The organism is Rhodococcus sp. JCM 9793 (assembly GCF_055380405.1).
On record NZ_AP043721.1, the window covers coordinates 4,563,031 to 4,583,335 of the forward strand.

At 64.9% G+C, this 20,305-nt stretch carries 22 protein-coding genes; 7 read left to right on the forward strand and 15 right to left on the reverse strand.

Annotation, left to right across the window (positions count from 1 at the left end):
* From ACZ46K_RS23210 to ACZ46K_RS23230, 5 genes are all read right to left on the reverse strand, one after another.
* Positions 1-804, reverse strand: a complete 804-nt coding sequence (locus tag ACZ46K_RS23210; RefSeq protein ID WP_132471198.1) for an ABC transporter ATP-binding protein — start codon at positions 802-804, stop codon at positions 1-3.
* Positions 801-1,853 carry a FecCD family ABC transporter permease gene (locus tag ACZ46K_RS23215; RefSeq protein WP_054719748.1) on the reverse strand — a complete coding sequence of 351 codons (1,053 nt, stop codon included), beginning with the start codon at positions 1,851-1,853 and terminating at the stop codon, positions 801-803. The genes ACZ46K_RS23210 and ACZ46K_RS23215 overlap by 4 nt, the downstream gene beginning before the upstream one ends.
* Positions 1,850-2,815: a FecCD family ABC transporter permease gene (locus tag ACZ46K_RS23220; RefSeq protein WP_132471365.1), complete on the reverse strand. Its 966-nt coding sequence runs from the start codon at positions 2,813-2,815 to the stop codon at positions 1,850-1,852. The genes ACZ46K_RS23215 and ACZ46K_RS23220 overlap by 4 nt, the downstream gene beginning before the upstream one ends.
* Positions 2,816-2,889: 74 nt before the next feature.
* Complete coding sequence (locus tag ACZ46K_RS23225) at positions 2,890-3,918, reverse strand: iron-siderophore ABC transporter substrate-binding protein (RefSeq protein WP_054805756.1); 1,029 nt, start codon at positions 3,916-3,918, stop codon at positions 2,890-2,892.
* Positions 3,919-4,065: 147 nt separating this feature from the next.
* On the reverse strand, positions 4,066-4,833 hold the full coding sequence (locus ACZ46K_RS23230; RefSeq protein ID WP_132471199.1) for a helix-turn-helix transcriptional regulator: 768 nt from the start codon (positions 4,831-4,833) through the stop codon (positions 4,066-4,068).
* A 93-nt stretch (positions 4,834-4,926) separates the two neighbouring features.
* On the opposite strand from ACZ46K_RS23230, the gene ACZ46K_RS23235 reads away from it, so the two are divergent.
* Positions 4,927-6,573, forward strand: a complete 1,647-nt coding sequence (locus ACZ46K_RS23235; RefSeq protein ID WP_464745008.1) for an FAD-dependent oxidoreductase — start codon at positions 4,927-4,929, stop codon at positions 6,571-6,573.
* A 1-nt stretch (position 6,574) separates the two neighbouring features.
* On the opposite strand, the gene ACZ46K_RS23240 is transcribed toward ACZ46K_RS23235, so the two are convergent.
* Positions 6,575-7,213 carry a TetR/AcrR family transcriptional regulator gene (locus tag ACZ46K_RS23240; protein WP_054713143.1) on the reverse strand — a complete coding sequence of 213 codons (639 nt, stop codon included), beginning with the start codon at positions 7,211-7,213 and terminating at the stop codon, positions 6,575-6,577.
* A gap of 174 nt (positions 7,214-7,387) precedes the next feature.
* Between ACZ46K_RS23240 and ACZ46K_RS23245 the strand changes: the two genes are divergently transcribed.
* Entirely contained in the window at positions 7,388-8,614 is a 1,227-nt protein-coding gene (locus ACZ46K_RS23245) for an oxygenase MpaB family protein (RefSeq protein WP_054805755.1), read from the forward strand.
* 128 nt (positions 8,615-8,742) lie between these two features.
* Entirely contained in the window at positions 8,743-9,864 is a 1,122-nt protein-coding gene (locus ACZ46K_RS23250; protein WP_054810040.1) for a DNA alkylation repair protein, read from the forward strand.
* Between the two features lie 57 nt (positions 9,865-9,921).
* On the opposite strand, the gene ACZ46K_RS23255 is transcribed toward ACZ46K_RS23250, so the two are convergent.
* From ACZ46K_RS23255 to ACZ46K_RS23275, 5 genes are all read right to left on the reverse strand, one after another.
* Positions 9,922-10,800, reverse strand: a complete 879-nt coding sequence (locus ACZ46K_RS23255; RefSeq protein WP_054810038.1) for a sulfurtransferase — start codon at positions 10,798-10,800, stop codon at positions 9,922-9,924.
* A 66-nt stretch (positions 10,801-10,866) separates the two neighbouring features.
* Complete coding sequence (gene ubiG, locus ACZ46K_RS23260) at positions 10,867-11,652, reverse strand: bifunctional 2-polyprenyl-6-hydroxyphenol methylase/3-demethylubiquinol 3-O-methyltransferase UbiG (RefSeq protein ID WP_132471202.1); 786 nt, start codon at positions 11,650-11,652, stop codon at positions 10,867-10,869.
* Between the two features lie 144 nt (positions 11,653-11,796).
* Positions 11,797-12,360, reverse strand: a complete 564-nt coding sequence (locus ACZ46K_RS23265) for a dihydrofolate reductase family protein (RefSeq protein WP_054805757.1) — start codon at positions 12,358-12,360, stop codon at positions 11,797-11,799.
* 86 nt (positions 12,361-12,446) lie between these two features.
* Positions 12,447-12,881: a serine/threonine protein kinase gene (locus tag ACZ46K_RS23270; RefSeq protein ID WP_132471203.1), complete on the reverse strand. Its 435-nt coding sequence runs from the start codon at positions 12,879-12,881 to the stop codon at positions 12,447-12,449.
* Positions 12,882-13,114: 233 nt separating this feature from the next.
* Positions 13,115-13,519: a MarR family winged helix-turn-helix transcriptional regulator gene (locus tag ACZ46K_RS23275; protein WP_054713148.1), complete on the reverse strand. Its 405-nt coding sequence runs from the start codon at positions 13,517-13,519 to the stop codon at positions 13,115-13,117.
* A 107-nt stretch (positions 13,520-13,626) separates the two neighbouring features.
* Between ACZ46K_RS23275 and ACZ46K_RS23280 the strand changes: the two genes are divergently transcribed.
* Entirely contained in the window at positions 13,627-14,301 is a 675-nt protein-coding gene (locus ACZ46K_RS23280; protein WP_054805753.1) for a maleylpyruvate isomerase family mycothiol-dependent enzyme, read from the forward strand.
* 3 nt (positions 14,302-14,304) lie between these two features.
* On the opposite strand, the gene ACZ46K_RS23285 is transcribed toward ACZ46K_RS23280, so the two are convergent.
* The 3 genes from ACZ46K_RS23285 to ACZ46K_RS23295 are packed head-to-tail and all read right to left on the reverse strand — an operon-like array spanning position 14,305 to position 16,180.
* Positions 14,305-15,102: a fused MFS transporter/spermidine synthase family protein gene (locus ACZ46K_RS23285; protein ID WP_054713139.1), complete on the reverse strand. Its 798-nt coding sequence runs from the start codon at positions 15,100-15,102 to the stop codon at positions 14,305-14,307.
* On the reverse strand, positions 15,099-15,818 hold the full coding sequence (locus ACZ46K_RS23290) for an ABC transporter ATP-binding protein (protein ID WP_054713138.1): 720 nt from the start codon (positions 15,816-15,818) through the stop codon (positions 15,099-15,101). The genes ACZ46K_RS23285 and ACZ46K_RS23290 overlap by 4 nt, the downstream gene beginning before the upstream one ends.
* Positions 15,815-16,180 carry a hypothetical protein gene (locus ACZ46K_RS23295; protein ID WP_054713137.1) on the reverse strand — a complete coding sequence of 122 codons (366 nt, stop codon included), beginning with the start codon at positions 16,178-16,180 and terminating at the stop codon, positions 15,815-15,817. Before ACZ46K_RS23295 ends, ACZ46K_RS23290 begins: the two co-directional genes overlap by 4 nt.
* 81 nt (positions 16,181-16,261) lie before the next feature.
* On the opposite strand from ACZ46K_RS23295, the gene ACZ46K_RS23300 reads away from it, so the two are divergent.
* The gene (locus tag ACZ46K_RS23300; protein WP_054713136.1) at positions 16,262-16,807 is read left to right on the forward strand and encodes a helix-turn-helix domain-containing protein; all 546 of its coding nucleotides are present in this window, start codon (positions 16,262-16,264) and stop codon (positions 16,805-16,807) included.
* Between the two features lie 98 nt (positions 16,808-16,905).
* On the opposite strand, the gene ACZ46K_RS23305 is transcribed toward ACZ46K_RS23300, so the two are convergent.
* Positions 16,906-17,937, reverse strand: a complete 1,032-nt coding sequence (locus ACZ46K_RS23305) for a TIGR03617 family F420-dependent LLM class oxidoreductase (RefSeq protein ID WP_054713147.1) — start codon at positions 17,935-17,937, stop codon at positions 16,906-16,908.
* Positions 17,938-18,146: 209 nt separating this feature from the next.
* Here ACZ46K_RS23305 and ACZ46K_RS23310 point away from each other — a divergent pair, with 209 nt between their 5' ends.
* Both ACZ46K_RS23310 and ACZ46K_RS23315 read left to right on the forward strand, forming a co-directional pair.
* Positions 18,147-19,670, forward strand: a complete 1,524-nt coding sequence (locus ACZ46K_RS23310) for an MDR family MFS transporter (protein WP_132471207.1) — start codon at positions 18,147-18,149, stop codon at positions 19,668-19,670.
* Between the two features lie 105 nt (positions 19,671-19,775).
* Positions 19,776-20,279, forward strand: coding sequence for a hypothetical protein (locus ACZ46K_RS23315; RefSeq protein ID WP_054805752.1), 504 nt, complete (start codon positions 19,776-19,778; stop codon positions 20,277-20,279).
* The last annotated feature ends 26 nt before the right edge of the window (positions 20,280-20,305 follow it).

Sequence of the window (20,305 nt, forward strand, 5' to 3'; positions counted from 1 at the left end):
TCACACCGTGATGTGATGTCGCCCGACCGGCAGCACCATCGGCTTACCGGAGACAGGGTCGGGGATCACACGGCTGTCGAGCCCGAACACCGCGGCGACGGTCTCGCTGGTGAGCACGTCCGCCGGATCACCCAGCGCATAGATGCTTCCGTCTGCAATCGCGACGAGATGATCGGCGTATCGGGCGGCGAGGTTCAGATCGTGCAGCACCATCACGATCGTCGTGCCGCGGTCCCGGTTGAGGTCGGTGAGCAGGTCGAGTACCTCCACCTGGTGACTCACGTCGAGGAAGGTGGTGGGTTCGTCGAGCAGCAGCACGTCGGTCTGCTGGGCCAGCGCCATCGCGATCCAGACCCGCTGGCGCTGCCCACCCGACAGTTCGTCGACCGAGCGCTCGGCGAGTTCGGTGATCTGGGTCGCGGCCAGCGCATCTGCGACTGCCGCATCGTCCTCGCGACTCCACCGCGACAGGACGCGCTGGTGCGGATGCCTGCCCCGACCGACGAGGTCGGCGACGACGATCCCCTCCGGCGCGATCGGTGACTGCGGCAGCAACCCGAGGGTGCGGGCGAGCTGTTTCGCGGGCAGCTTGTGCACGTCCTTGCCGTCGAGCAGCACGTGCCCGCCGCGAGGGGTCAGGAGACGCGACATCGACCGCAGCAACGTCGATTTGCCGCACGCGTTGGCTCCGACGATGCATGTGATCTTCCCCGGCGGAACGTCGAGATCGAGGGAGTCGACGACAGTGCGATTCCCGTAGCCGAGTTTCAGGTTCTCGACCGTCAGAGTGTGCGATGCGGTCACAGCGAGCCTCCCGCTCGGTTGGAGCGAATGATCAGGTAGACGAGGTACGGCGCTCCGAGCGCACCGGTCACGACACCCACCGGGTAGCGGGTGCCGAAGGCGTACTGGCCGATGAAGTCGGCGACGAGCACCAGCAGAGCGCCGACGAGCGCGGCCGGGACGAACAGCGACGTGCCCTGCCCGATGATGCGCGCGGCGATCGGACCCGAGAGGAACGCGACGAATGCGATAGGTCCTGCAGCTGCGGTGGCGAACGCAATGAGTCCGACGGCCGCGATGATGGCCACGAGTCGGGTGCGCTCGACGCGCACGCCGAGTGCCTGAGCGGCGTCGTCGCCGAGTTGGATCATCGACAGGTTTCGGGTCTGCCCCAACAGAATGGGACCGAGAATCGCCAGGGCGGCGATCACGGGCAGGGTCGCGCCCCACGTGGCGCCGTTGAGGCTGCCGGTGAGCCATCGCATGGTCTCCTGCAGGTCCCATGCAGCTGCGGTGCTCAGCAGGTACGAAGTGACGCTCTCGAGCATGGCCGCGATGCCGATCCCGATGAGGATCAGCCGAGTACCGGCGACCCCACCGCGATACGACAGTGCATAGATCAACAGCGCCACACCCAGCCCCGCGACGATCGCGAAGATCGACACCTGTGTGCTCCCGAGCCCGAGCACGATGATCCCGAATGCGGCCGCGGCACTCGCTCCGGCGCTGATTCCGATGATGTCGGGGCTCGCGAGCGGGTTACGTAGCATCGTCTGGAACGTGATGCCGCCCAGGCCGAAGCAGACTCCCGCGACCACAGCAAGCACAGCGCGTGGCAGGCGGAGTCGACCGACGGTGAACGTCGCGCCCGACACGTTCTCGCCGAGGATCACACGGATGATGTCGGACGGCGGATAGAAGGTCTTCCCGAACATCAGGCTCACGACGAATGCGGCGACGACGAGTGCCCCGAGGATCCCGATCACGATGCGACGACGTCGCCCGCGACGCACACGGCTCGCTGCGACTTCGTCGACGTCGGGCTTGATGGTGATGAGTGTCGCTGTCACAGTTCTCGGAGTTTCTGCCGTCGGACGATGTACACGAAGAACGGTGCGCCGATGAGCGCGGTGATGATGCCGACGTCGATCTCGCTGGGTCGGGCGACGATGCGGCCGACCACGTCGGCAGCCGTGAGCAACCCGGCTCCCACCAGCGCGGAGAACGGCAGCAGCCACCTGTTGTCCACGCCGATCAACAGCCGGCACAGGTGCGGTACGACCAGTCCGACGAAGGCGATCGGCCCCGCGATCGCGGTGGCCGCACCGCACAGCAGCACGGCCCCGAGCGCCGCGAGACCGCGCGCGAGCGCGACACGCTCACCGAGTCCGGCAGCCAGTTCGTCGCCCAAAGCGAGAGAGTTGAGGCTGCGCGCCGACAGCAAGCAGATGGCGAAGCCCACGATGAGGAAGGGCAGCGCCTGCCCGATGACGTCGAAGTTCGCGCCTCCCACACCGCCGATCTGCCACGACCGCACATTCCCGGCGATGTCGTTCCGCGGCAGGATGATCGCGGTGATGAACGACGACAGTGCTGCCGCGGTGGCTGCGCCGGCGAGCGCAAGCCTGAGTGGCGTGGCCCCACCGCGACCGAGCGAACCGATCATGTAGACGAACACCGCGGTGATCCCGGCGCCGAAAATTGCGACCCACAGCATCGCGGTCTGTGTCCACAACCCGAACCACGCCATGCCCACGACCACCGCGAGCGACGCACCCATGTTGACGCCGAGGATGCCGGGGTCGGCCAGCGGATTCCTGGTGATGCCCTGCATCACCGCACCCGCCAGACCCAACGCTGCTCCGACGAGTAGCGCGAGCACGGTTCTCGGGATGCGTTTCGCGATGGCGCCCTGACCGATGTTGTCGGTCGACCCACCGAGCGCGGCGATGATGTCGGCCCATTCCACATCGCGCGACCCGATGGTCACCGACGCAATGACGAGGAGCACGAGCACCCCGAGCAGAACCATGAGCCACGCAGAGTTACCGAGAGCCGAGCGTCGCGGAAGTGCGGCGCCCGGCGTCGGGGGTTGTTGTACTGAGGTCACTCCGCGTTCGTCTTGCCTGCTGCTTCGGCGAGCATGTCGGCGTAGTCCGAGAGCACCCACGAGATGGCGAGCGGAGTCGGGTTCGCGGCCGTACCGAGCGGGCCGGATCCGTCGAGGAAGACGATCGCGCCGTTGGCGACGGCGGGCATCTGCGACAGCAGCGGGTCGGCCTTCAGGGAGTCGACGAGCGCCTGGTCGCCGTAGGTCACGATGATCTGGACGTCGTCGAACACGTCGACCTGCTCTGCGCTGACCTTCTGTGAGAACTCGTCGCCGGTAGAGGCGTCGGCGACGCTCTTCGGTGTGGACATGCCGAGGTCCTCGAAGAACGCGGCGCGCGTGTCGTTCGCGGTGTAGAAGCTGACCTGGCTCAGGTCGGCGGTGTCGACGTGGGTGAGGAACATCGTCGCCTTACCGTCGAGCTCCGGATGCGCGGCCGCGGTGTCGGCGATTTCCTGTTCGAGGCTCGCAATGAGCTCCTGGCCTTCCTCTGCCATGCCCATGCCCTCGCTGTTGATCGCGATCATGTCGCGCCACGCTGTCGCCCACGGGGCTTCCGGGTATGCGACGATGGGAGCGATCTCGCTGAGGGTGTCGTAGTCCTCCTGTGTCAGTCCGGAGTAGCCGGCGAGGATGACGTCGGGGTTCGTATCGGACACGGCTTCGAAGTCGATGCCGTCGGTCTCGTCGAACAACACGGGGGTCTCGCCGCCGAGTTCTTCGAGCTTCTCCTCGACCCACGGCAGCATGCCGTTGCCGTCGTCGTCGCCGAAGTTGGCGGCGGCCATACCGACGGGCACGACTCCGAGTGCGAGCGGCACCTCGTGGTTGGCCCACGCGACGGTGGCGACGCGCTCCGGCTTCGCGTCGAGCGTGGTGGTGCCGAGGGCATGCTCGATGGTGACCGGGTATTCGCCGGACGCGGTGGCGGTGTCGGTGGTCTCCGAGTCGGAGCTACATGCCGACATGCCGAGTGTGACTGCGACCGCGGTCGCGGCCACCGCCAGGAAGCGCTTTGAACGCATGGAGACGAACTCGCTTTCGTGCAGGTGATGCCCACATCCGGACTCGGATATTAGGCGAGGTTTGCCTAAATCTAATGTTTACCGTCCCGAGACGCAATCGCGTGATCGGGCCACCAGATGTTGCGATCGGGTCACACCCTTCGAAGATCAGCCCGCCCGGAACGTCGCGGGAGTCGCACCGGTGACTCTCCGGAACGCCGCACCGAACGCGCTCACCGACCGGTAGCCCATCCGCTCGGCGACCTCACCCAGTTCGAGACCGTGCCCCAGAAGGATCACCGCACGCTGCGCGCGCACCGCCGCCACCCATCGCCCGAAGCTCAGCCCCGTCTCCGCACGGAACGCGCGGGTGACGGTGCGACGGCTGACACCCAGTTCCTCTGCCCAATCCGACAACGTTCGCGGGTCACTGGGGTCCTCGCCGACCACCTCGACAATGGGTCGCAGCAGGGGTGACGTCGGCACCTGCACCAGCAGCTCGTGTTCAGCGGGCGCGAGCACGTCGATCACCATCTTCTCCGTCAACGACCTCGACGCTCCGTCCAGCGACTCGTCGGTCAGGCGATCGAGCAGCAGACGCAGCAGCGGTGTCATCTCGACGGCCACCGCGCCGTCGGACAGCAGCGGTGCATGATCGATACCGAAATGCGCAGTGCGATACCACGTTCCCGTCGGCATGATGCCCCAATGCAGCCGGCCCGCCGGGATCCACAGGCCGATGCTCGGTGTGATCGTCCAAGTCTGGGAGCCGATGGTTGCACTCGATGCGCCGCGCTCGTTCCACAACAACTCGTGGGTCGGATGTGAATGCTCCTCGAACCGAGTGTCGCGTCCGATGAGCTCGTCCATCCCCGCGATCACGAACGGCACATCGATCGCCCCGGCAGCATAGATCGGCAGGGATCGACTCTCCATGGTTCCTCCTCGATCCAGGGGGTTCGGCGATCAGTATGTCGCGCGCGACGAACGGTCCGCGTTCGGACCCGTGCGACGACCTGCGGCGCGACAATGGATCGGACCCCCTTCGCTACGAAAGGCGCACCCGTGTCCGAACACAGCGAAACATCCGTCCTGATCGTCGGCGCCGGCCCGGTCGGGCTGACGGCAGCTCTCGAGCTTCGCCGCCGCGGAATCGACGTCGTCGTCATCGATCGCCTGCCCACACCCGCGCATTACGCGAAGGCCGTGGGCATCCAGCCACGAACGCTCGAAGTGTGGGATGCAATGGGAGTGGTGCGGCCCGCCCTCGACCGCTCGACACCGATGCACGGGCAGATCGTGTTCGTCAACGGAGCCGAGGTGATGCGCCTCGACCTCGAACTCCCCGACGACGTGCCGTACCGGTTCACGTGTATGCCGCAGTACGCCACCGAACACGTTCTGCGACGAGCCTTGGCCGAACACGGCACGGCGGTACGCCGCGGTGTCGAGCTCACCGGTTACGAGCAGAACACCGACGGCGTCATCGCGACTCTCCGCGATGGCGACGAGACGACGCGACTCACCGCCCGATACCTCGTCGGCTGCGACGGCGCACACAGCGCCGTCCGCAAAGGCCTGGGAGTGTCGTTCGAGGGCGACGCGTTCCCCGAGGAGTACATGCTCGCCGACGTCGAACTGGACTGGTCGCTACCGTCGGGGTACGGAGTGCGCGCGATGACACAGGAGGACGGTACGACCTCCGACCTGATGGTCTGCATCCCCTTGCCCGGCGACGGCCGCTATCGTGTGTCGTCGTTCGTCGCCCCCGACCTGGCCACCACCGCCGAGGCCGGCGCCGTCACCCACGGCCTCGAAGGAAAGCACCCTCCCACCCTCGGGCACATCCAGGCCGTGGTGGACCGACTCGCTCCGGAACCGACCACGGCTCGAAACATGCTCTGGTCGTCGGTGTTCCGGATCAGCCACCGCATCGCCGGCAGCTACGGAACCGAGCGCGTGTTCCTCGCCGGCGATGCCGCACACATTCATCCACCCACCGGCGCGCAGGGCATGAACACCGGCATCCAGGATGCCTACAACCTCGGTTGGAAGCTCGCGCTCGCCGTGAGCGGACACGCCGCCGACGGTCTGCTCGACAGCTACGACGCCGAACGTCGTCCCATCGGCGAAGAAGTGGTGGGCCGCACGGTGCGTCACGCGCGCGAGGGCATCGGCCACGGCGAGAGCGACGCCGAGACGATCATCATGCGGGAGGCCCAGCTGCTGCTCGGCTACCGCGACAGTGCGATCGTAGACGGCCGATCCGACTCGAGTCCGGCTCCCGGCGACCGCGCACCCGATGCCCGCGACCTGCGGCAGGACACAGTTGCCACCCCGCTGCGGCTGCACGACCTGCTTCGTCATCCCGGGCACACGGTGTTGTTGTGGGCCCCGACCGCGGCAGCCGTGCCCGCTCTCGCCTCACTCGCCGACACGACAGTCGAGCGCTTCGGCGACGTGGTGCGCGCCTATACCGTCTCCCCCGACGCCGACCCCGCCGACGGACGAGTGGTGCGTGACGAAAATGGCAATGTCACACGGCTGTACGGCTTCGCCGCCGCGCCCGAAGCCGTCGTCGTGCGACCCGATGGATACGTGGGTTTCCGCACGAGCGAACCGAGCATGGACCGTCTCGCCGGCTACTTCGAGAACATCGTGCGCATCGGATCGTGAGCTATCCGCCGGGTTCGACTATCGGCACGATGAATTTCCGCGCGATCGCCGCGAGCTGGTCGTCGTCGTCGAGGTCGACGAGGGCGGTGGGGACCATCAGGAACGACGCCGAAATCCGCACCATCATCTCGGCGGTGAGATCGATGTCGACCGTGTCCGCGATCGCCCCGACCTTCTGCTCACGACGAAGTTGCCGTGCGACGAACTGTCGCGCGATGACGAGCATACGGCCGTCGCTGACCATCGAACCCGCGAACAAGGTCGGTTCTGCATCGAGAAGACCGCCGATCAACGGGTTGGTCCGGATGGCACGCAATGAACTCACGAATCCCAGCACGATGCGCTCACTGACGGTCCGGGCCGATCGGATCTCGACGAGGAAGCTGTCGAAGTAGCGACGGAACTCGCGAAGCAGCACCTGCTCGACGAGCGCGTCCTTGGATTCGAATTTCCGGTAAAGCGTGACCCGGGACAGATCGGCCCGTCGGGCCACTTCCTCCATCGATGAACGTTGGATACCCGACCGGCAGAACTGCTCGTAGGCAGCGTCCAACAGGCGTGCGCGCACCGTGTCGACTTCGTCTGCGCGTTCGACAGCCTCGAGCAACGCGCGCTCGAGCAGGGACTCCGAAGTCGACATCCGGGCGTGTGGCCGAGAATCCACGATCACCTCCTGGGCATCCGAGATTACACGCCGCGCGATACTGCAATTTCACAAAACTGCACACGTGCGTCATCACACCGTGCTAGAAAATGATACGCAGTAACGAATCTTGTAACCCTGTTTCTCTGCATCTCACCGGGGGTAGATGGCATGGCAGACTTCAGTCGACGAAAGATCCTGCAGGCGGGTGGGGCGCTGAGTGCGCTCAGCGCGATCGCCCTCGCGTCGCCCGCCAACGCACAGCCCTGGAGGTGGTCGCCGGCGGGCTCGATTCCGGGCACCGGCAGCGGCGCAGACCCGAGAACCGTCTGGGACACCGAAGCCGACCCGCTGGTCGCGTCGCTTCTCGACCGCGGCGACGTACCCAGGGTCAACCAACTTCTCCGGACGTGGACGAAGAACGGGCAGCCGCTGCCCGATGGACTCCCGCCCGACCTGAAGGACTTCATGGAACGCCACCGGCAGCTGCCGGAGTGGGCAGATCGGAACAAACTCGCCACTGCCGTGCGGTTCAACGAGAAGCGAGGTCTCTATCTCGGTGTGCTGTACGGTTTCGCCAGCGGCATGATGAGCACCGTCATCCCGAAAGAAGCCCTCGCCGTGTACTACTCGAAGGGCGGCGCCAACATGAAGCGCCGCATCTCGAAGACTGCGAAACTGGGCTACGACATCGGTTCGCGCAACGCATATCTCGACGACGGTGAAATGATCGTGACGGGTCTGAAGACCCGGCTGGTACACGCCGGTGTACGACACCTGCTCCCGCAGTCACCACATTGGGATCAGGCTGCGCCGGAGAACATCCCGATCAGCCAGCACGACATGATGGTCACCTGGCACAGCCTGCCCACCACCGTCATGCGCACACTGAAGCAGTGGAAGGTGCCCATCCCTGCCGACGAGTCCGAGGGTTTCCTCCACTCCTGGCAGATCAGCGCGCACATGCTCGGGATCGAAGACCAGTACATCCCCGCGACGTGGGACGATGCCGACGCCCAAGCCCGAGAATCGCTGGATCCGGTTCTTGCTCCCACCACCGAGGGACTCAAACTTGCGGACATGCTCCTCGATCTCGGTGCAGGGCTCGATCTCACGCTTCTCAGCCGGCCCATCCTGGGCGCCCTCACACGTTTCATGCTCGGCGACGAGATCGCCAACTGGCTGAACATCCCCCGGGAATTGTTGTGGGACAACCTGCTCAATGTGGCGTGGGGGCCTTTCATTGCGGTGCGGGAAGGATTGCTTCCCCTGCCGCTGGCACCGGAAGCGTACTGGACGTTCGACGAACTGCTCCGCCAGTTCGTTCTGCTCTACATGTCCGAACTACAGACGATCAGCATCGAGATCCCGGAGTTCAACAACCCGAACTACCCCTGACCGATTCCCGAGCATCACTCGGAGGTGTGCACGAACTTCCCCCCACGTCCACAGCTTTCCACTGGTTCGAAACCCGTGGAATGCCGTGCGTGGGGAGGAAAGTTCAGCCCAGCAGGGATGATGGACGCATGCCTTTTGCTGATGAGCTCATCGGGCCACACGTCGCCGAACAGCTGACGACGTCGATCCAGGACGCCGCACCTGAACAGCCGTTACGGGAGCTTCCGCGCGCCGCCCACGAACTCGACGGATTGTCCCTGCGCGAGCGCGCCGATCTTCTGTGCGACGCACTGCTGGCGGACGTCCCCGGAGACTATGCCACCCTCGCCGCAGTCGTCCGCGGCGCCTACCACCACACGCCGGATTTCGGTGGATGGTTGCTCTGGCCGGTCACCAGCGCTGTCGCCACCAGGGCCGTACACGACAACAGCGACGCGGCATTCAGCGATGCAATGGCGCTACTGGCGGAGTTGACCGGCCGCCTGACCTCCGAATTCGCCATCCGGACACTGCTACGTCACGACCTCGACCGAGCACTCATCATCGTTGCGGAGTGGACAACGTCGACCGATGAACACGTCAGACGGTTGGCCACCGAAGGGACCCGGCCCTACCTTCCCTGGGCAGTGCGGGTTCCGGAGATCGTGTCGCGGGGCGGCATCACCGTCCCGATCCTGGACGCCCTCTACCGGGATGACAGTGAGTACGTGCGTCGCTCGGTGGCCAATCACCTGAACGACCTCAGCCGCGACGATCCCGATCTCGTCGTCGACACCGCACGCAGGTGGCTCGGCGACCCGACCGACACGACGACGGCGCTCGTTCGTCACGGCTTGCGGACGCTCGTCAAACGCGGCAATGTCGGAGCACTTGCCCTGCTCGGCTTCGCGCCGGCATCGGTCGATGTCGACGGTCCTCACATCGTCGCCGCGCGAGTGCCCTGGAGCGGCACGGTCCAATTCACTGCGGCTCTCCGCAACACGGGTACGGAGCCGGCGCGCCTGGCGATCGACTACGTCATCCATCACCGCAAGGCCAACGGCGCCTCGAGCACGAAGGTCTTCAAACTCACCACCCGCGAACTGGACCCCGGGGAGCAATTCACAATCGACAGGGAACACTCTTTCCGGCCGATCACCACCCGCCGCTACTACCCCGGCGAGCACGCCGTCGCCCTCCAGATCAACGGCGTCGCGACGGCCCCGGCCCCCTTCGAACTGCTCCCGGAAAACGGGATTTCCGCACGGTGAGCGATGCTGCCGAGGTCAGCCGCGAGCACATCACAGCGTTCACGACACCTCCGTCGTTCAACGAGGATTGGGGCCTTCCACCAGGGGCAGCGACTCGTCGGCGGTCCACGCGTTCAGAGACCCGTCGTACACCGCAACGTCGGAACGCCCCGCCACCGCAAGCGCATGTGCAAGACCTGCCGCGGCGATCCCGCCACCGCAGTACGTCACCGGGTGCACCTTCGGATCGAGAGCACCCGCCTTCTCGAACACTGCACGCAACTCGTCGGTCGGCTTCAGACGTCCGGTCGCCGGATCGACGAGATCGCCGAACGGGATGTTGATGCTGCCCGGAATGTGGCCGCGACGAGGGTACGACGGGCTCTCGCCCCGATAGGTCGCGGGGTCGAGGGCATTGATGATGAGTGTGTTCTCGTCGTCGAGAGCACCCGCGACCTCATCGGTGGAACGCACCAACTCGGGACGGCGGTTCGTCGTCAGGGTCGTCGCATGCGGGATCACCTGTTCATCCGACACCGGGAACCCTGCCGCCTGCCAGGCGGGCAGTCCACCGTCGAGGACAGCGACGTCGTCGAAACCTTCGAATCTCAACTGCCACCACAGGCGCGCCGCCCAGACTCCGGACGACTGGTCGTACACCACGACCCGACGCCCCTGTCCGATCCCCACCGCACCCGCGGCTGCCGCGAAGCGTTCGGAGGACGCTGCGGTGAACGGCAGCGGAGCCAGGTGCTCCGAGAAGTCCGTGAACAGGTCCGCGTACACCGCACCCGGGATGTGGGCTTCGAGGTACGTCGCGAGACCGGGCTCGATGTGCACGGACCCGTCCGGCGGCATGGTCAGGTGGGTGGTCGCGTCGACGACGACCAGGTCTTCGTCACCGACCTGTTCGTACAACCACTCCGGGGAGACGGTGTGCGGCTTGTGTTCGCTCATCGAACCCTCCTCTGCTCTCGGTGTCTGCTCCAGTCGAAGCTTTCTCCAGTAGAGCACTCTCCGAGCTCATGCTCTGACCGCATAGCCCATGTAGGAGATCCCGGTGAACCTCGTTCGTCCGAAGTCGAGCCGGCGACTCATCTCTCCCCACGGGAGACGGCCTCGCGCCGCCCGCGTCATGTCGAGTAACCGCAGCGGATTCGTCGACCGCGGGCCGAGACCCACGATGTCGCCGGCCTGCAGGCCGTGGCGTCCCATGACTTCCACGAGCTCGCCTGGCCTCACACACATCGACCAATCGTGGATGGCGGTGTCGAACAACCGGGTCCACCGCCATTCCTGCATCATCTTGATCGCGACGAGTTTGCTGGTCGTGGTCCGGTTGATTGTGTCGAACAGGAATAGTCCTCCGGGTTTGAGGGCCCGTGCGATCTCATCGATCACCGCATCCAGGTCGGTCACGTGCTCGAGCACATCACAGCAGTACACGACGTCGAATTCGGTGCCGCGCACCGGTAGCTTCTCACCGATGCCGAGCAGGTATTCGATCTCGAGTTCGCCCTCGGCCGCGTGGGCGCGTGCCGTGGCCAGCGATACCGCCGACGGGTCGACGCCCACTACACAGAATCCGACCTTCGCGAACTCTTCCGCCAGGAATCCACCACCCGATCCGACATCGAGCGCACGCATCCCCGCGTACTCGCGGCCTACCCGATCTGTGAGCACCTCCCGGAAGTACGCGAACCGACCCGGCGTCAGGCTTCCGTGCAGCAAGTTGAGCGGATTGTCTTCGTCCCACCACGTGGCGCCCACTCGGTTGTACACATCGTTGTCGATGGGCACGGGAGTCACCTGCGCATCCTCGAGAAGGTCGTCTCCTGGACCTGTCCCTGCCAAGCTACCTCCCGGTGCCGGGATTCCCACCGGTTCTGCACCGACGGGAGCCCTGACAAATTAAGGAAACTGCAGGTCGGTGCTCCACTTCCCACAGTGTGGTTACGTGGTGTGATCGTGAAGGTGCGGGACGTACACCAATTGCTGGGTGCGCCCGTCGAAGGTTCGTGCCTCGATGAGTTCGAGATCGAAGTCCGCGGCGCCGGCCCAGATCGGATCGAGCCCGCTCGCGCCGGTGATCACCGGGAAGACGACGACCTCGATTCGGTCGACGAGACCAGCAGCCATGAGCGCACGATTCATCGTCATGCTTCCGTGCGAGCGCAACGGCAGGTCGGATTCGGCCTTCAAACGAGGGACCGCGGTGAGTGCATCCTCAGCGATGAGGGTTGTGTTCGGCCACTTCAGAGGCCCTTCGAGCGTGGTCGAGAGAACGACCTTCTGCATCGCATAGAGCCAGTCGAAGCTCGGATCGTCGATCATTTCCGACAGCTTCGACCACGTCCGGTAGGTCGTCGCGCCGAGCACGAGGATCTTGTCCGGTGAGAAGACCTTCTCGCGATCCGCGACCAGTTCGGGGCCTTCTTTGCCCCAGTAACCGGGCCAGACTTCCGACGATCCGTATCCGTCGAGTGTGGAGAACACATCGAATGTGTAGGTAGCCATATCGGTCACGCCTCCGCCCAGGAGATCGATACGTTGAACAGCTCCGTTCACATTGTGACACCACGGACTCCTCGGTAGCCCGCGGATCAGTTCAGATAAACGACGTCGTCGTCACCGCCGACGCAGGTGACCACGGGGCTACCCGAGCATTTCATGGTCTGGGTCCGGCCCATCGCCGGGTTGCGCGCATCGACCGTCACCAGCCCGTACCGCATGGGCTGCTTCAGATAGGAACCTCGCACCTCTTCGGCGAATTCACAGGACGTGGCCGGGCTTGCGACCGCGGAACTCGTCACGTCCGGGCTGCCGAATGTACTGGGGCACGACGTCGCATCCTCCGGCACACGCTTCAGACCCTCCAGTCCCGCGACAGGAACGCGGTCGGTGGTTTCGGATACCGCGACGGCGGCGGTCGACGTCGCCGTCGTCGCTTCGCTGTCGTTGTCGAGCTGCGGCCAGATCAGAAAGAGTCCGATTGCGGCGAGTCCGACGAAGACGACTGCCGCAGCAATCAACGGCATCGTGGAATTCGAGTTCTTCTCCATTTACTTCTCGGGCCTTTCACACCACCGACCTGCACATACAAGCCGTCGAGCTCATTACGGCAAGCACCGCACAAGGTCAGCCGACGTAGCCGACAGTCTGTACGTTGCACGGTTCGGACGGCTGACGGTGTCCATCGTTCGAACTACATGAGCATGGATCGCCACACATTCGGGCCGATTCCGTGGTGGTGATCACCAGGCTCGCCGGGTCACGCGTGAGGGTCGGTGATCTCACGGAGCAGGGTGAGCGAATCCCGCAGCTCGCGCATGCGGGGACCGCCGAGGTGTTTCGTCCACTCTTCATCGATCCGCGCCTCTTCAGCGCGCGCAACCGCGATCACCTCCGCGCCACGCGGCGACATGCGGACGAGGCGGGCGCGAGCGTCGCTAGGGTCGACGACACGTTCGACATACCCCGCCCTTTCCAGCTGGTCGACGAGGTGCGTTGCAGTCTGCTTCGACACCAGGGCTTGCTCGGCGAGCTCGGAGAGCCGTGTCCCATCGGGGCCGATGCGCGCCGCGATGCGAGCCTGGGCCAGGGTGATCCCCGCAAACCCGGCATTGCGAACGGCGTCGAACACGCGCCTCTCTGCACTGCGGTGTGCGGTGAACATCAAGACGGCGATGTGCGGTTCGTCCACGACGACCCTCCCCTTGCCATTGATTCGAAGTTGGGACTAATATTAGTCCCAACTTCGAACTGATATTACCGGGATCGACCATGAACATCGACGACGTCTGGGTAGCGATCGACGACCACCGCACCCGTACCGCTGATCTACTCGAGATGCTCCGCGACGAGGAGTGGCAACAGAATTCACTGTGCGACGGATGGACGGTGCGCGACGTTGCGGCGCATCTGACGTTGCAGCAGATCGACGTTCGCCAAGCGATCACCATGCTTCCCTTCGTGCTCCGACACCCGGGGGGCATGAACGCGGTGATCCACTATTCCGCGAAACGGAAAGCAGCAACACCGACCGACCGACTTGTCCGCGAGATTCGCGCGATGATCGGATCCCGGAAGCACAACATCGGACTCACTCCCCGCGAACCTCTCATCGACATCCTCGTCCACGGACAGGACATCGCGATTCCACTCGGCCGAACGCTGCGAATATCACCCGAGGCCGCCGCTGAAGCCGCGACCTACGTCCTGTCCTATGGCAAAGGTTGGAAGTCGAGGGTATTCCAGCAAAGCCGATTCAGCGGATCGCACCTGCGCGCGACCGACGTCGACTGGTCGACGGGCACCGGGCCGGAGATCCGCGCCCCGATGGCGACCCTGCTCCTGATTCTGGCCGGCCGAGACATCGGCCTCGGTCAACTCTCCGGCGACGGGCTCGCAGCAATTCCCCAGGCGACCTCGAATCCGCCACAGACACCCCCTGGGTGAGTTTCACACCAGATCACGCCGCAGCGGAGCCACGATCGCCGCCGCCGAGGCCACGGCCGCGTACGTCACCAGAACAAGCGCGCCGAGCATCGGGGTCAGCAAAGTCGTGGCCCCCAACGACATCTCCCCCGACACGGTGTCGCTGAGGAACGTGAAGTCCGTCAACGCCGCCGTCGCCCCTCCCGGCATGAACGGGTAGAGCGTGTTCAAGCCGGGCAGGATCATGAGCACGGGTTCGAGGAAGTAGAAGTATCCGAGCACAATCCCGACAGCGACGAGTTGACTGCGCACGAGCGCGCCGATCCCGACACCCAGCAACGTGTAGATCGCCGCAGCCAGGGCCACGCGGGAGAGAATCGTCGCAAGGTCGCCCGCCGACGCACCGAGCTCGATTCCCCTCACAGCCGTGACAGACCACAGAGCAAGCGCCGACGACAACGCCATCAACAGTCCGTAGACGAGACCGAAGACGCTGTAGACGAACAGTTTTGCCCCGAGCACTGCACCTCGCCGCGGTACCGCGAGGAACGTCGTGCCGATCGTCTTGTGGCGGTACTCGCCCGTGACTGCAATCGTCCCGAACAGCGCGGGCACGAACAGCAACAGACCGGTGAGTCCCACGGCGATCGCCACGCCCTGCGGCGTATCGAGGCCGGGCATCGGCGGCGACGCGTTCTCCGGTCCGACCAGGCCGAGAACGCCGGTGAGTCCGGCACCGGACAGCACTGCCGCGACGATCGCCCACACGGGCAGGCGCGTGGAGAACAGTCGGATGAATTCACCACGGACTGCGTTCTTCATTTCACACCTACACGGGTCGTGAGACTGAGGAAGGCCTCTTCGAGGGTGTTCCCGGTGGCGACGAGTTCGGAGAGTTCGCCCGTCCAAGCGATGCGTCCGCGGTCCAGGAGCACCACGTCGTCGATCGTGTTCTGCAGTTCGGAGAGCGCGTGACTGGAGATCAACACCGTTCCGCCACTCGCCGCGAACTCGCGAAGAAAGCTGCGCAGCCACACGATTCCCGAGGGATCGAGCCCATTCGACGGTTCGTCGAGGACCAACGTCTCGGGGTTGCCGAGAAGCGCGGTGGCCAGGGCGAGGCGCTGTCGCATCCCCGTCGAGTAGCCGCCGACGCGACGGTCGGCGAACCGGTCGAGTTCTACCAGTTCGATCACCTTGCCGACTCGTTCCGGCGGGTGACCGCCGAGCGCACAGCAGGTGCGCAGGTGCGCGCGGGCCGTGGTCGCGGGGTGCGCCGCTGCGATGTCGAGAACAGCACCGACCGTGCCGGCAGGAAACGCCAGACCCCTGTACGGAACCCCGTCGAACAGGGCAGTGCCCGCATCGGGTCTGATCAGACCGAGGAGCATACGTAGGGTTGTGGATTTGCCGGCGCCGTTGGGGCCGAGGAATCCTGTCACGCGGCCGGGACCGGCAGTGAAAGTCGCGCCGACAACAGCATCGAGCGCGCCGAACCGTTTGGTGAGGTTCTCGACGTGGATGGCGACGCCGGTCATGACTGCTGTACCTGCTGGAGCACCCCGCCGATGTCGTTCGCGTTCGAGGCGCTGATGAGCAGCTCGTCGAATTCATCGCCAGCCGTCTGCCCTCGAAGCACGATGCGCAGCAACGGTTCTCCTCGTCTCATGACGACGAGACGTGTGATGCCACGAGGATGCGTGAATGTGCCGACCTTGAGGAACTTCGAGATGACGAGGCCATTTCGAAAGCCGAGTATCTCGGATGTCCATCCCGGTAGCACATCGACGCGGGCGATCGAAGACCGAGGAATCACCAACTCGGTACGACGGACCAGCAGAGCTTCCCACCAGGTGAAGGTCACGTTCAGATCAGTTTCACTGCGCTTCAACTCGGCCACGGCGTCAGCCCTTCCGTCAGCGGTAGTATCAATTCGATAGTGAGAACATTATCAGAGTGAGAACAATGGAGGAAGGGGCCCATGGACAGCGAACCGTCGATTGCCGACATCGTGCTGCATCCGGTCCGACTACGGATCGTCCAACAGCTCGGCGGTCGACAGCTGACCACCGCAGCGCTCCGCGAGGAACTGCCGGACATCACCCAGGCCACGCTGTACCGGCATGTAGCCGCCCTGATCGCGGCGCAGATCGTCACCGTCGTGGACGAACGACGAGTGCGCGGCACCATCGAACGAACCCTCGCACTCGGTGAGCGCATGGCCCACGTCGGGCAGGACGACCTCGACGCGATGAGCGATGCGGAACTCCGCAACGCTTTTCTGTCATTTCTCGGCACCGTCGGCGAAGGATTCGACAAGTTCATCGACGCGGGAGATCAACACCTCAGGAACTACCTGGGATTCGGCACGACACCGCTCTACGTCACCACCGAAGATCTCATGGAAATCCAGACGAAACTCGCCGAACTCCTCGAGCCTTATCGGACGGATCGCGACAACGGCTCCGTGCGCATTACGCTGACCACTGCAGTGATCCCTTCTCCCCCAGCTGATTCGGATACGTGAATACGGCTCCGGGCGCGATGCATCGTCCGGGTCACGCAATGCAGATCTGGTTGGTTCGACGTCGTTATGTGCAGTCGAACCAACCACATCTGCATGATCTACGAGTCGACGGCCTGCAGAAGACCCGCCACCTCGCGCTGCAACTCCGGAGTCTGCACACCGACATTGTTGATCGTGTAGCGGGTTGCGATATCACCCAAGCGGCCGAACAGCATATTCGCTGCCTCGGCCGGAGCGCCCTCCGCCGCGAACAACGCAAGGATGCCGTCGTCGATCAGGTCGGCCATGGTAGCCCACTTGCCGTCGTCTGCGGTCTTGGAGAGCCGGTTGAGTTCGTCGCCCAGATCGCCGAGTCCGTGCAGGTCGAGAACGGGGCGGTAGGCGGGCGTCGAGCCGTAGAACGCGATCTGCCGCCGCACCGCCGCCTTGGACGTCGCGAGTTCCTCGTCCGTGTTTCCGGTGACGATGAATCCGGATGCAATGATCTCGGGGTCACCTTCCGGCGCACCGGACGCAGTGCGACCCCGGGCCAGCGCCGGCAACGTCACCTCCCGCACGTATTGCTCGGTAGTGAAGGGATGCAACAGGATTCCGTCAGCGACACGACCGGCCGTCTCCGTCATCTTCTCGCCGACCGCAGCGAGGAGAACTTCGGGTGCAGGCTGCTCGCTCAGCGGCGTGAACATGGGGGTCATGAGGGTGTGCGTGTAGAAGTCGCCGCGGAAGTCCAGCTTCGCGCCGGTGGCCCATGAATCCCAGATCGCTCGCATCGCGGAGACGAACTCGGCCATCCGTGCCGCCGGCGCGCTCCACGGCATCGAGAAGCGCTTCTCGATGTGCGGTTTGATCTGACTGCCGAGACCGAGGGTCAGTCGACCGCCGCTGTAGTCCTGCAGAGCCCGCCCCTGCACCGCAAGCGTCATCGGAGACCGCGCGAATGCCACGACGATGTTCGTCAGCAGGTCCACACGCTCGGTCGCGCCGGCAGCGATCGTCAGATGCAGGATCGGATCCGAGACGACCTCGCTGAACGACACCCCGTCGAAGCCGCTCTCCTCGGCCTGGCGTGCCATGTCTGCAACGTCGGCGAGCGCGCCGGTCCGGGAAGCCAACGGTAGTACGACCTTCATGCACACTCCTGCGATCACACCATCACGGCCAGAACTTCGGACGAGTATAGCGACCGCTAAGTGCACCGACCCGGAACCTTCCCGAAGTCGATAACGAAGAACCGTTTCGCTCCCCTCAGCAGCACTCGGTGTTTCGGTATTGACCGCACCCCGAACCGCGCCCAGCATCGTAGTGGCGGATGAACTCCCCTACCGACCGGGAGCCGAACATGGAACCTTCCACCGATCGTCGCTCGGACAAGCTCGACCGCGACGTCATCGTCACCGGGCTCGTCGTCGTGTCCGGCATGATCATGGTGGTTCTCGACACCACCATCGTGAACGTGGCCCTCGACTCGTTGAGCAGGGAGCTCGACGCGCCGTTGTCCACCACCCAATGGGTCGTCACCGGCTACCTGCTCGCCGTGGCCCTGGTCATCCCACTCTCCGGCTGGGCCATGGATCGGTTCGGGCCGAAACCGACCTGGATTACAGCAGTGGGTCTGTTCATGGCCGGTTCCGCCCTGTGCGCGGCCGCGTGGTCGATCGACAGCCTGATCGCCTTCCGCGTGATCCAGGGGTTGGGCGGCGGCATGCTGCTTCCCGCCGGTCAGGCCATCATCACGAGGGCCGCGGGCCCGGAACGCCTCGGACGCGCGATGAGCATCCTCGGCGTTCCTATGCTGTTGGGTCCGGTGTTCGGGCCAGTGATCGGCGGCCTGCTCGTCGAATACGCGAGTTGGCACTGGATCTTCCTCGTCAACGTCCCCGTCGGCGCCCTCGCGCTCACACTCGCGGTGTGGAAGCTACCGAGCGGCGGTGCCCTGCCCGAATTCGGGCGTCTCGACCTGCGCGGTCTCGTCCTGCTCTCCGGAAGCCTGGTGTGTCTGCTCTACGGGCTCTCCCGTGCAAGTTCCCACGGCGGATTCAGTGAGTGGAACGTGCTCGGATGGCTCATCGGGGGCGCTGCCGGCTTGGCTCTCTACACCTGGCACAGTCTGAACAAAGGCACCGGGTCGATCATCGACGTTCGTCTGCTCACCAACCGGCTGTTCGCCAGCGGAACCGTCGCGGTCTTCCTCGTCGCCATCGGAATGTTCGGCGGCATGCTGCTGCTTCCGCTGTACTACCAGACCGTCCGCGGTGAAGGCGCACTCAACGCCGGTCTGCTGCTCGCACCCCAGGGCCTCGGCGCCATCGTCGCAATCGTCATCGGAGGCAGGCTCACCGACCGCATCGGCGCGGGCTACGTCGTCCCCGTCGGCGTCGTGCTCGCGCTTCTCGGCACCGTGCCGTTCACCCAAGTGGGAGTCGACTCTTCCTACCTCTGGCTCAGCGCAGCCCTGTTCGTTCGCGGCATGGGTCTCGGAGCAGTGATGATGCCGACGATCTCCGCCGCCTACACCGAGCTGGACAAGGACGTGATATCGCGGGCAGCACCGACGCTGTCGGCGATTCAGCAGGTCGGGGCGTCGCTGGGAAGCGCCTTGCTCGTGACGGCGCTGACGCAGCGGCTCACCGACCAGCTGAGCTCCCAAGGCGTCGAGACGACGGGCAACGGGGCCGACCAGATCAGTTCGCTCCCACCCGAAGCCATGGCGGTGGTCGGCCCGGCCCTGTCCGATTCGTTCGGATATGCGTTCTGGATCGCCTTCGCGCTCACGGCCCTGATCCTCATCCCCGCATCCTTCCTGCCCCGCCACGCAGCTCGTGACCGCCGAGAAGCGCCGCAGACGGTAGGCAAGAAGGAATAGAACCTCTCCGAACTGATTTCACGGTCGACGACGCGTGATCACAGTTGTCATATCCTGCTGGCACACTCGCCCCATGAGCGAACGTCGACTGAACAGGTGTGCCCGGTGACGGCCCGCGCAGGTGAGACCTTCGATCCGGATCGGTCCGCGTCGGATGTAGAGACAGCCCTGCTCGTTCCCCTCCCCGCATCCGGGCCGACCACCGATGCGGGCGAGCCGGCCACCGGCGAATGGACGTCCACGCGAGGTGACGGCTTCATGTTGTTTCCCCTCCGGGAAAGCGACGACCTCGTCGGCGTGTACCAACCCGAATGGAACGACGTCGAGGACATGGCGGAAGGTCATCTCTCAGCGTTGGTTGCGGAGTTGGACCGCAGATGGGGGCCGCACCGCACGGTGACGATGGGTCCGGCTCTGTGGAATCCGCCCACCGCAGAGCCCTTCCGCACCCTGGTCGCCATGGACTGCCTCGGCGACCTCAACGTCTGGGGACCGGTCACTGCGTCACATTCCCGATGGGTCGCGGTCTCTCTCAATCAGTGCGACGGCGATGCCCCGATGATCCTCACCGCGCTGGTCACCGACCGACCCATCGAATCGCTCGAGTAAGGAGGGGAGCCCTGGGTTCTCCCAAC

Coding starts and splice junctions, on each gene's coding strand:
- ACZ46K_RS23220 (WP_132471365.1), bottom strand. CDS start 2,815: ATGGTTCTGCTCGGGGTGCTCGTGCTCCTCGTCATTGCGTCGGTGACC.
- ACZ46K_RS23225 (WP_054805756.1), bottom strand. CDS start 3,918: ATGCGTTCAAAGCGCTTCCTGGCGGTGGCCGCGACCGCGGTCGCAGTC.
- ACZ46K_RS23230 (WP_132471199.1), bottom strand. CDS start 4,833: ATGGAGAGTCGATCCCTGCCGATCTATGCTGCCGGGGCGATCGATGTG.
- ACZ46K_RS23235 (WP_464745008.1), top strand. CDS start 4,927: ATGGATCGGACCCCCTTCGCTACGAAAGGCGCACCCGTGTCCGAACAC.
- ACZ46K_RS23240 (WP_054713143.1), bottom strand. CDS start 7,213: ATGTCGACTTCGGAGTCCCTGCTCGAGCGCGCGTTGCTCGAGGCTGTC.
- ACZ46K_RS23245 (WP_054805755.1), top strand. CDS start 7,388: ATGGCAGACTTCAGTCGACGAAAGATCCTGCAGGCGGGTGGGGCGCTG.
- ACZ46K_RS23250 (WP_054810040.1), top strand. CDS start 8,743: ATGCCTTTTGCTGATGAGCTCATCGGGCCACACGTCGCCGAACAGCTG.
- ACZ46K_RS23255 (WP_054810038.1), bottom strand. CDS start 10,800: ATGAGCGAACACAAGCCGCACACCGTCTCCCCGGAGTGGTTGTACGAA.
- ACZ46K_RS23265 (WP_054805757.1), bottom strand. CDS start 12,360: ATGGCTACCTACACATTCGATGTGTTCTCCACACTCGACGGATACGGA.
- ACZ46K_RS23270 (WP_132471203.1), bottom strand. CDS start 12,881: ATGCCGTTGATTGCTGCGGCAGTCGTCTTCGTCGGACTCGCCGCAATC.
- ACZ46K_RS23275 (WP_054713148.1), bottom strand. CDS start 13,519: ATGTTCACCGCACACCGCAGTGCAGAGAGGCGCGTGTTCGACGCCGTT.
- ACZ46K_RS23280 (WP_054805753.1), top strand. CDS start 13,627: ATGAACATCGACGACGTCTGGGTAGCGATCGACGACCACCGCACCCGT.
- ACZ46K_RS23285 (WP_054713139.1), bottom strand. CDS start 15,102: ATGAAGAACGCAGTCCGTGGTGAATTCATCCGACTGTTCTCCACGCGC.
- ACZ46K_RS23290 (WP_054713138.1), bottom strand. CDS start 15,818: ATGACCGGCGTCGCCATCCACGTCGAGAACCTCACCAAACGGTTCGGC.
- ACZ46K_RS23300 (WP_054713136.1), top strand. CDS start 16,262: ATGGACAGCGAACCGTCGATTGCCGACATCGTGCTGCATCCGGTCCGA.
- ACZ46K_RS23305 (WP_054713147.1), bottom strand. CDS start 17,937: ATGAAGGTCGTACTACCGTTGGCTTCCCGGACCGGCGCGCTCGCCGAC.
- ACZ46K_RS23310 (WP_132471207.1), top strand. CDS start 18,147: ATGGAACCTTCCACCGATCGTCGCTCGGACAAGCTCGACCGCGACGTC.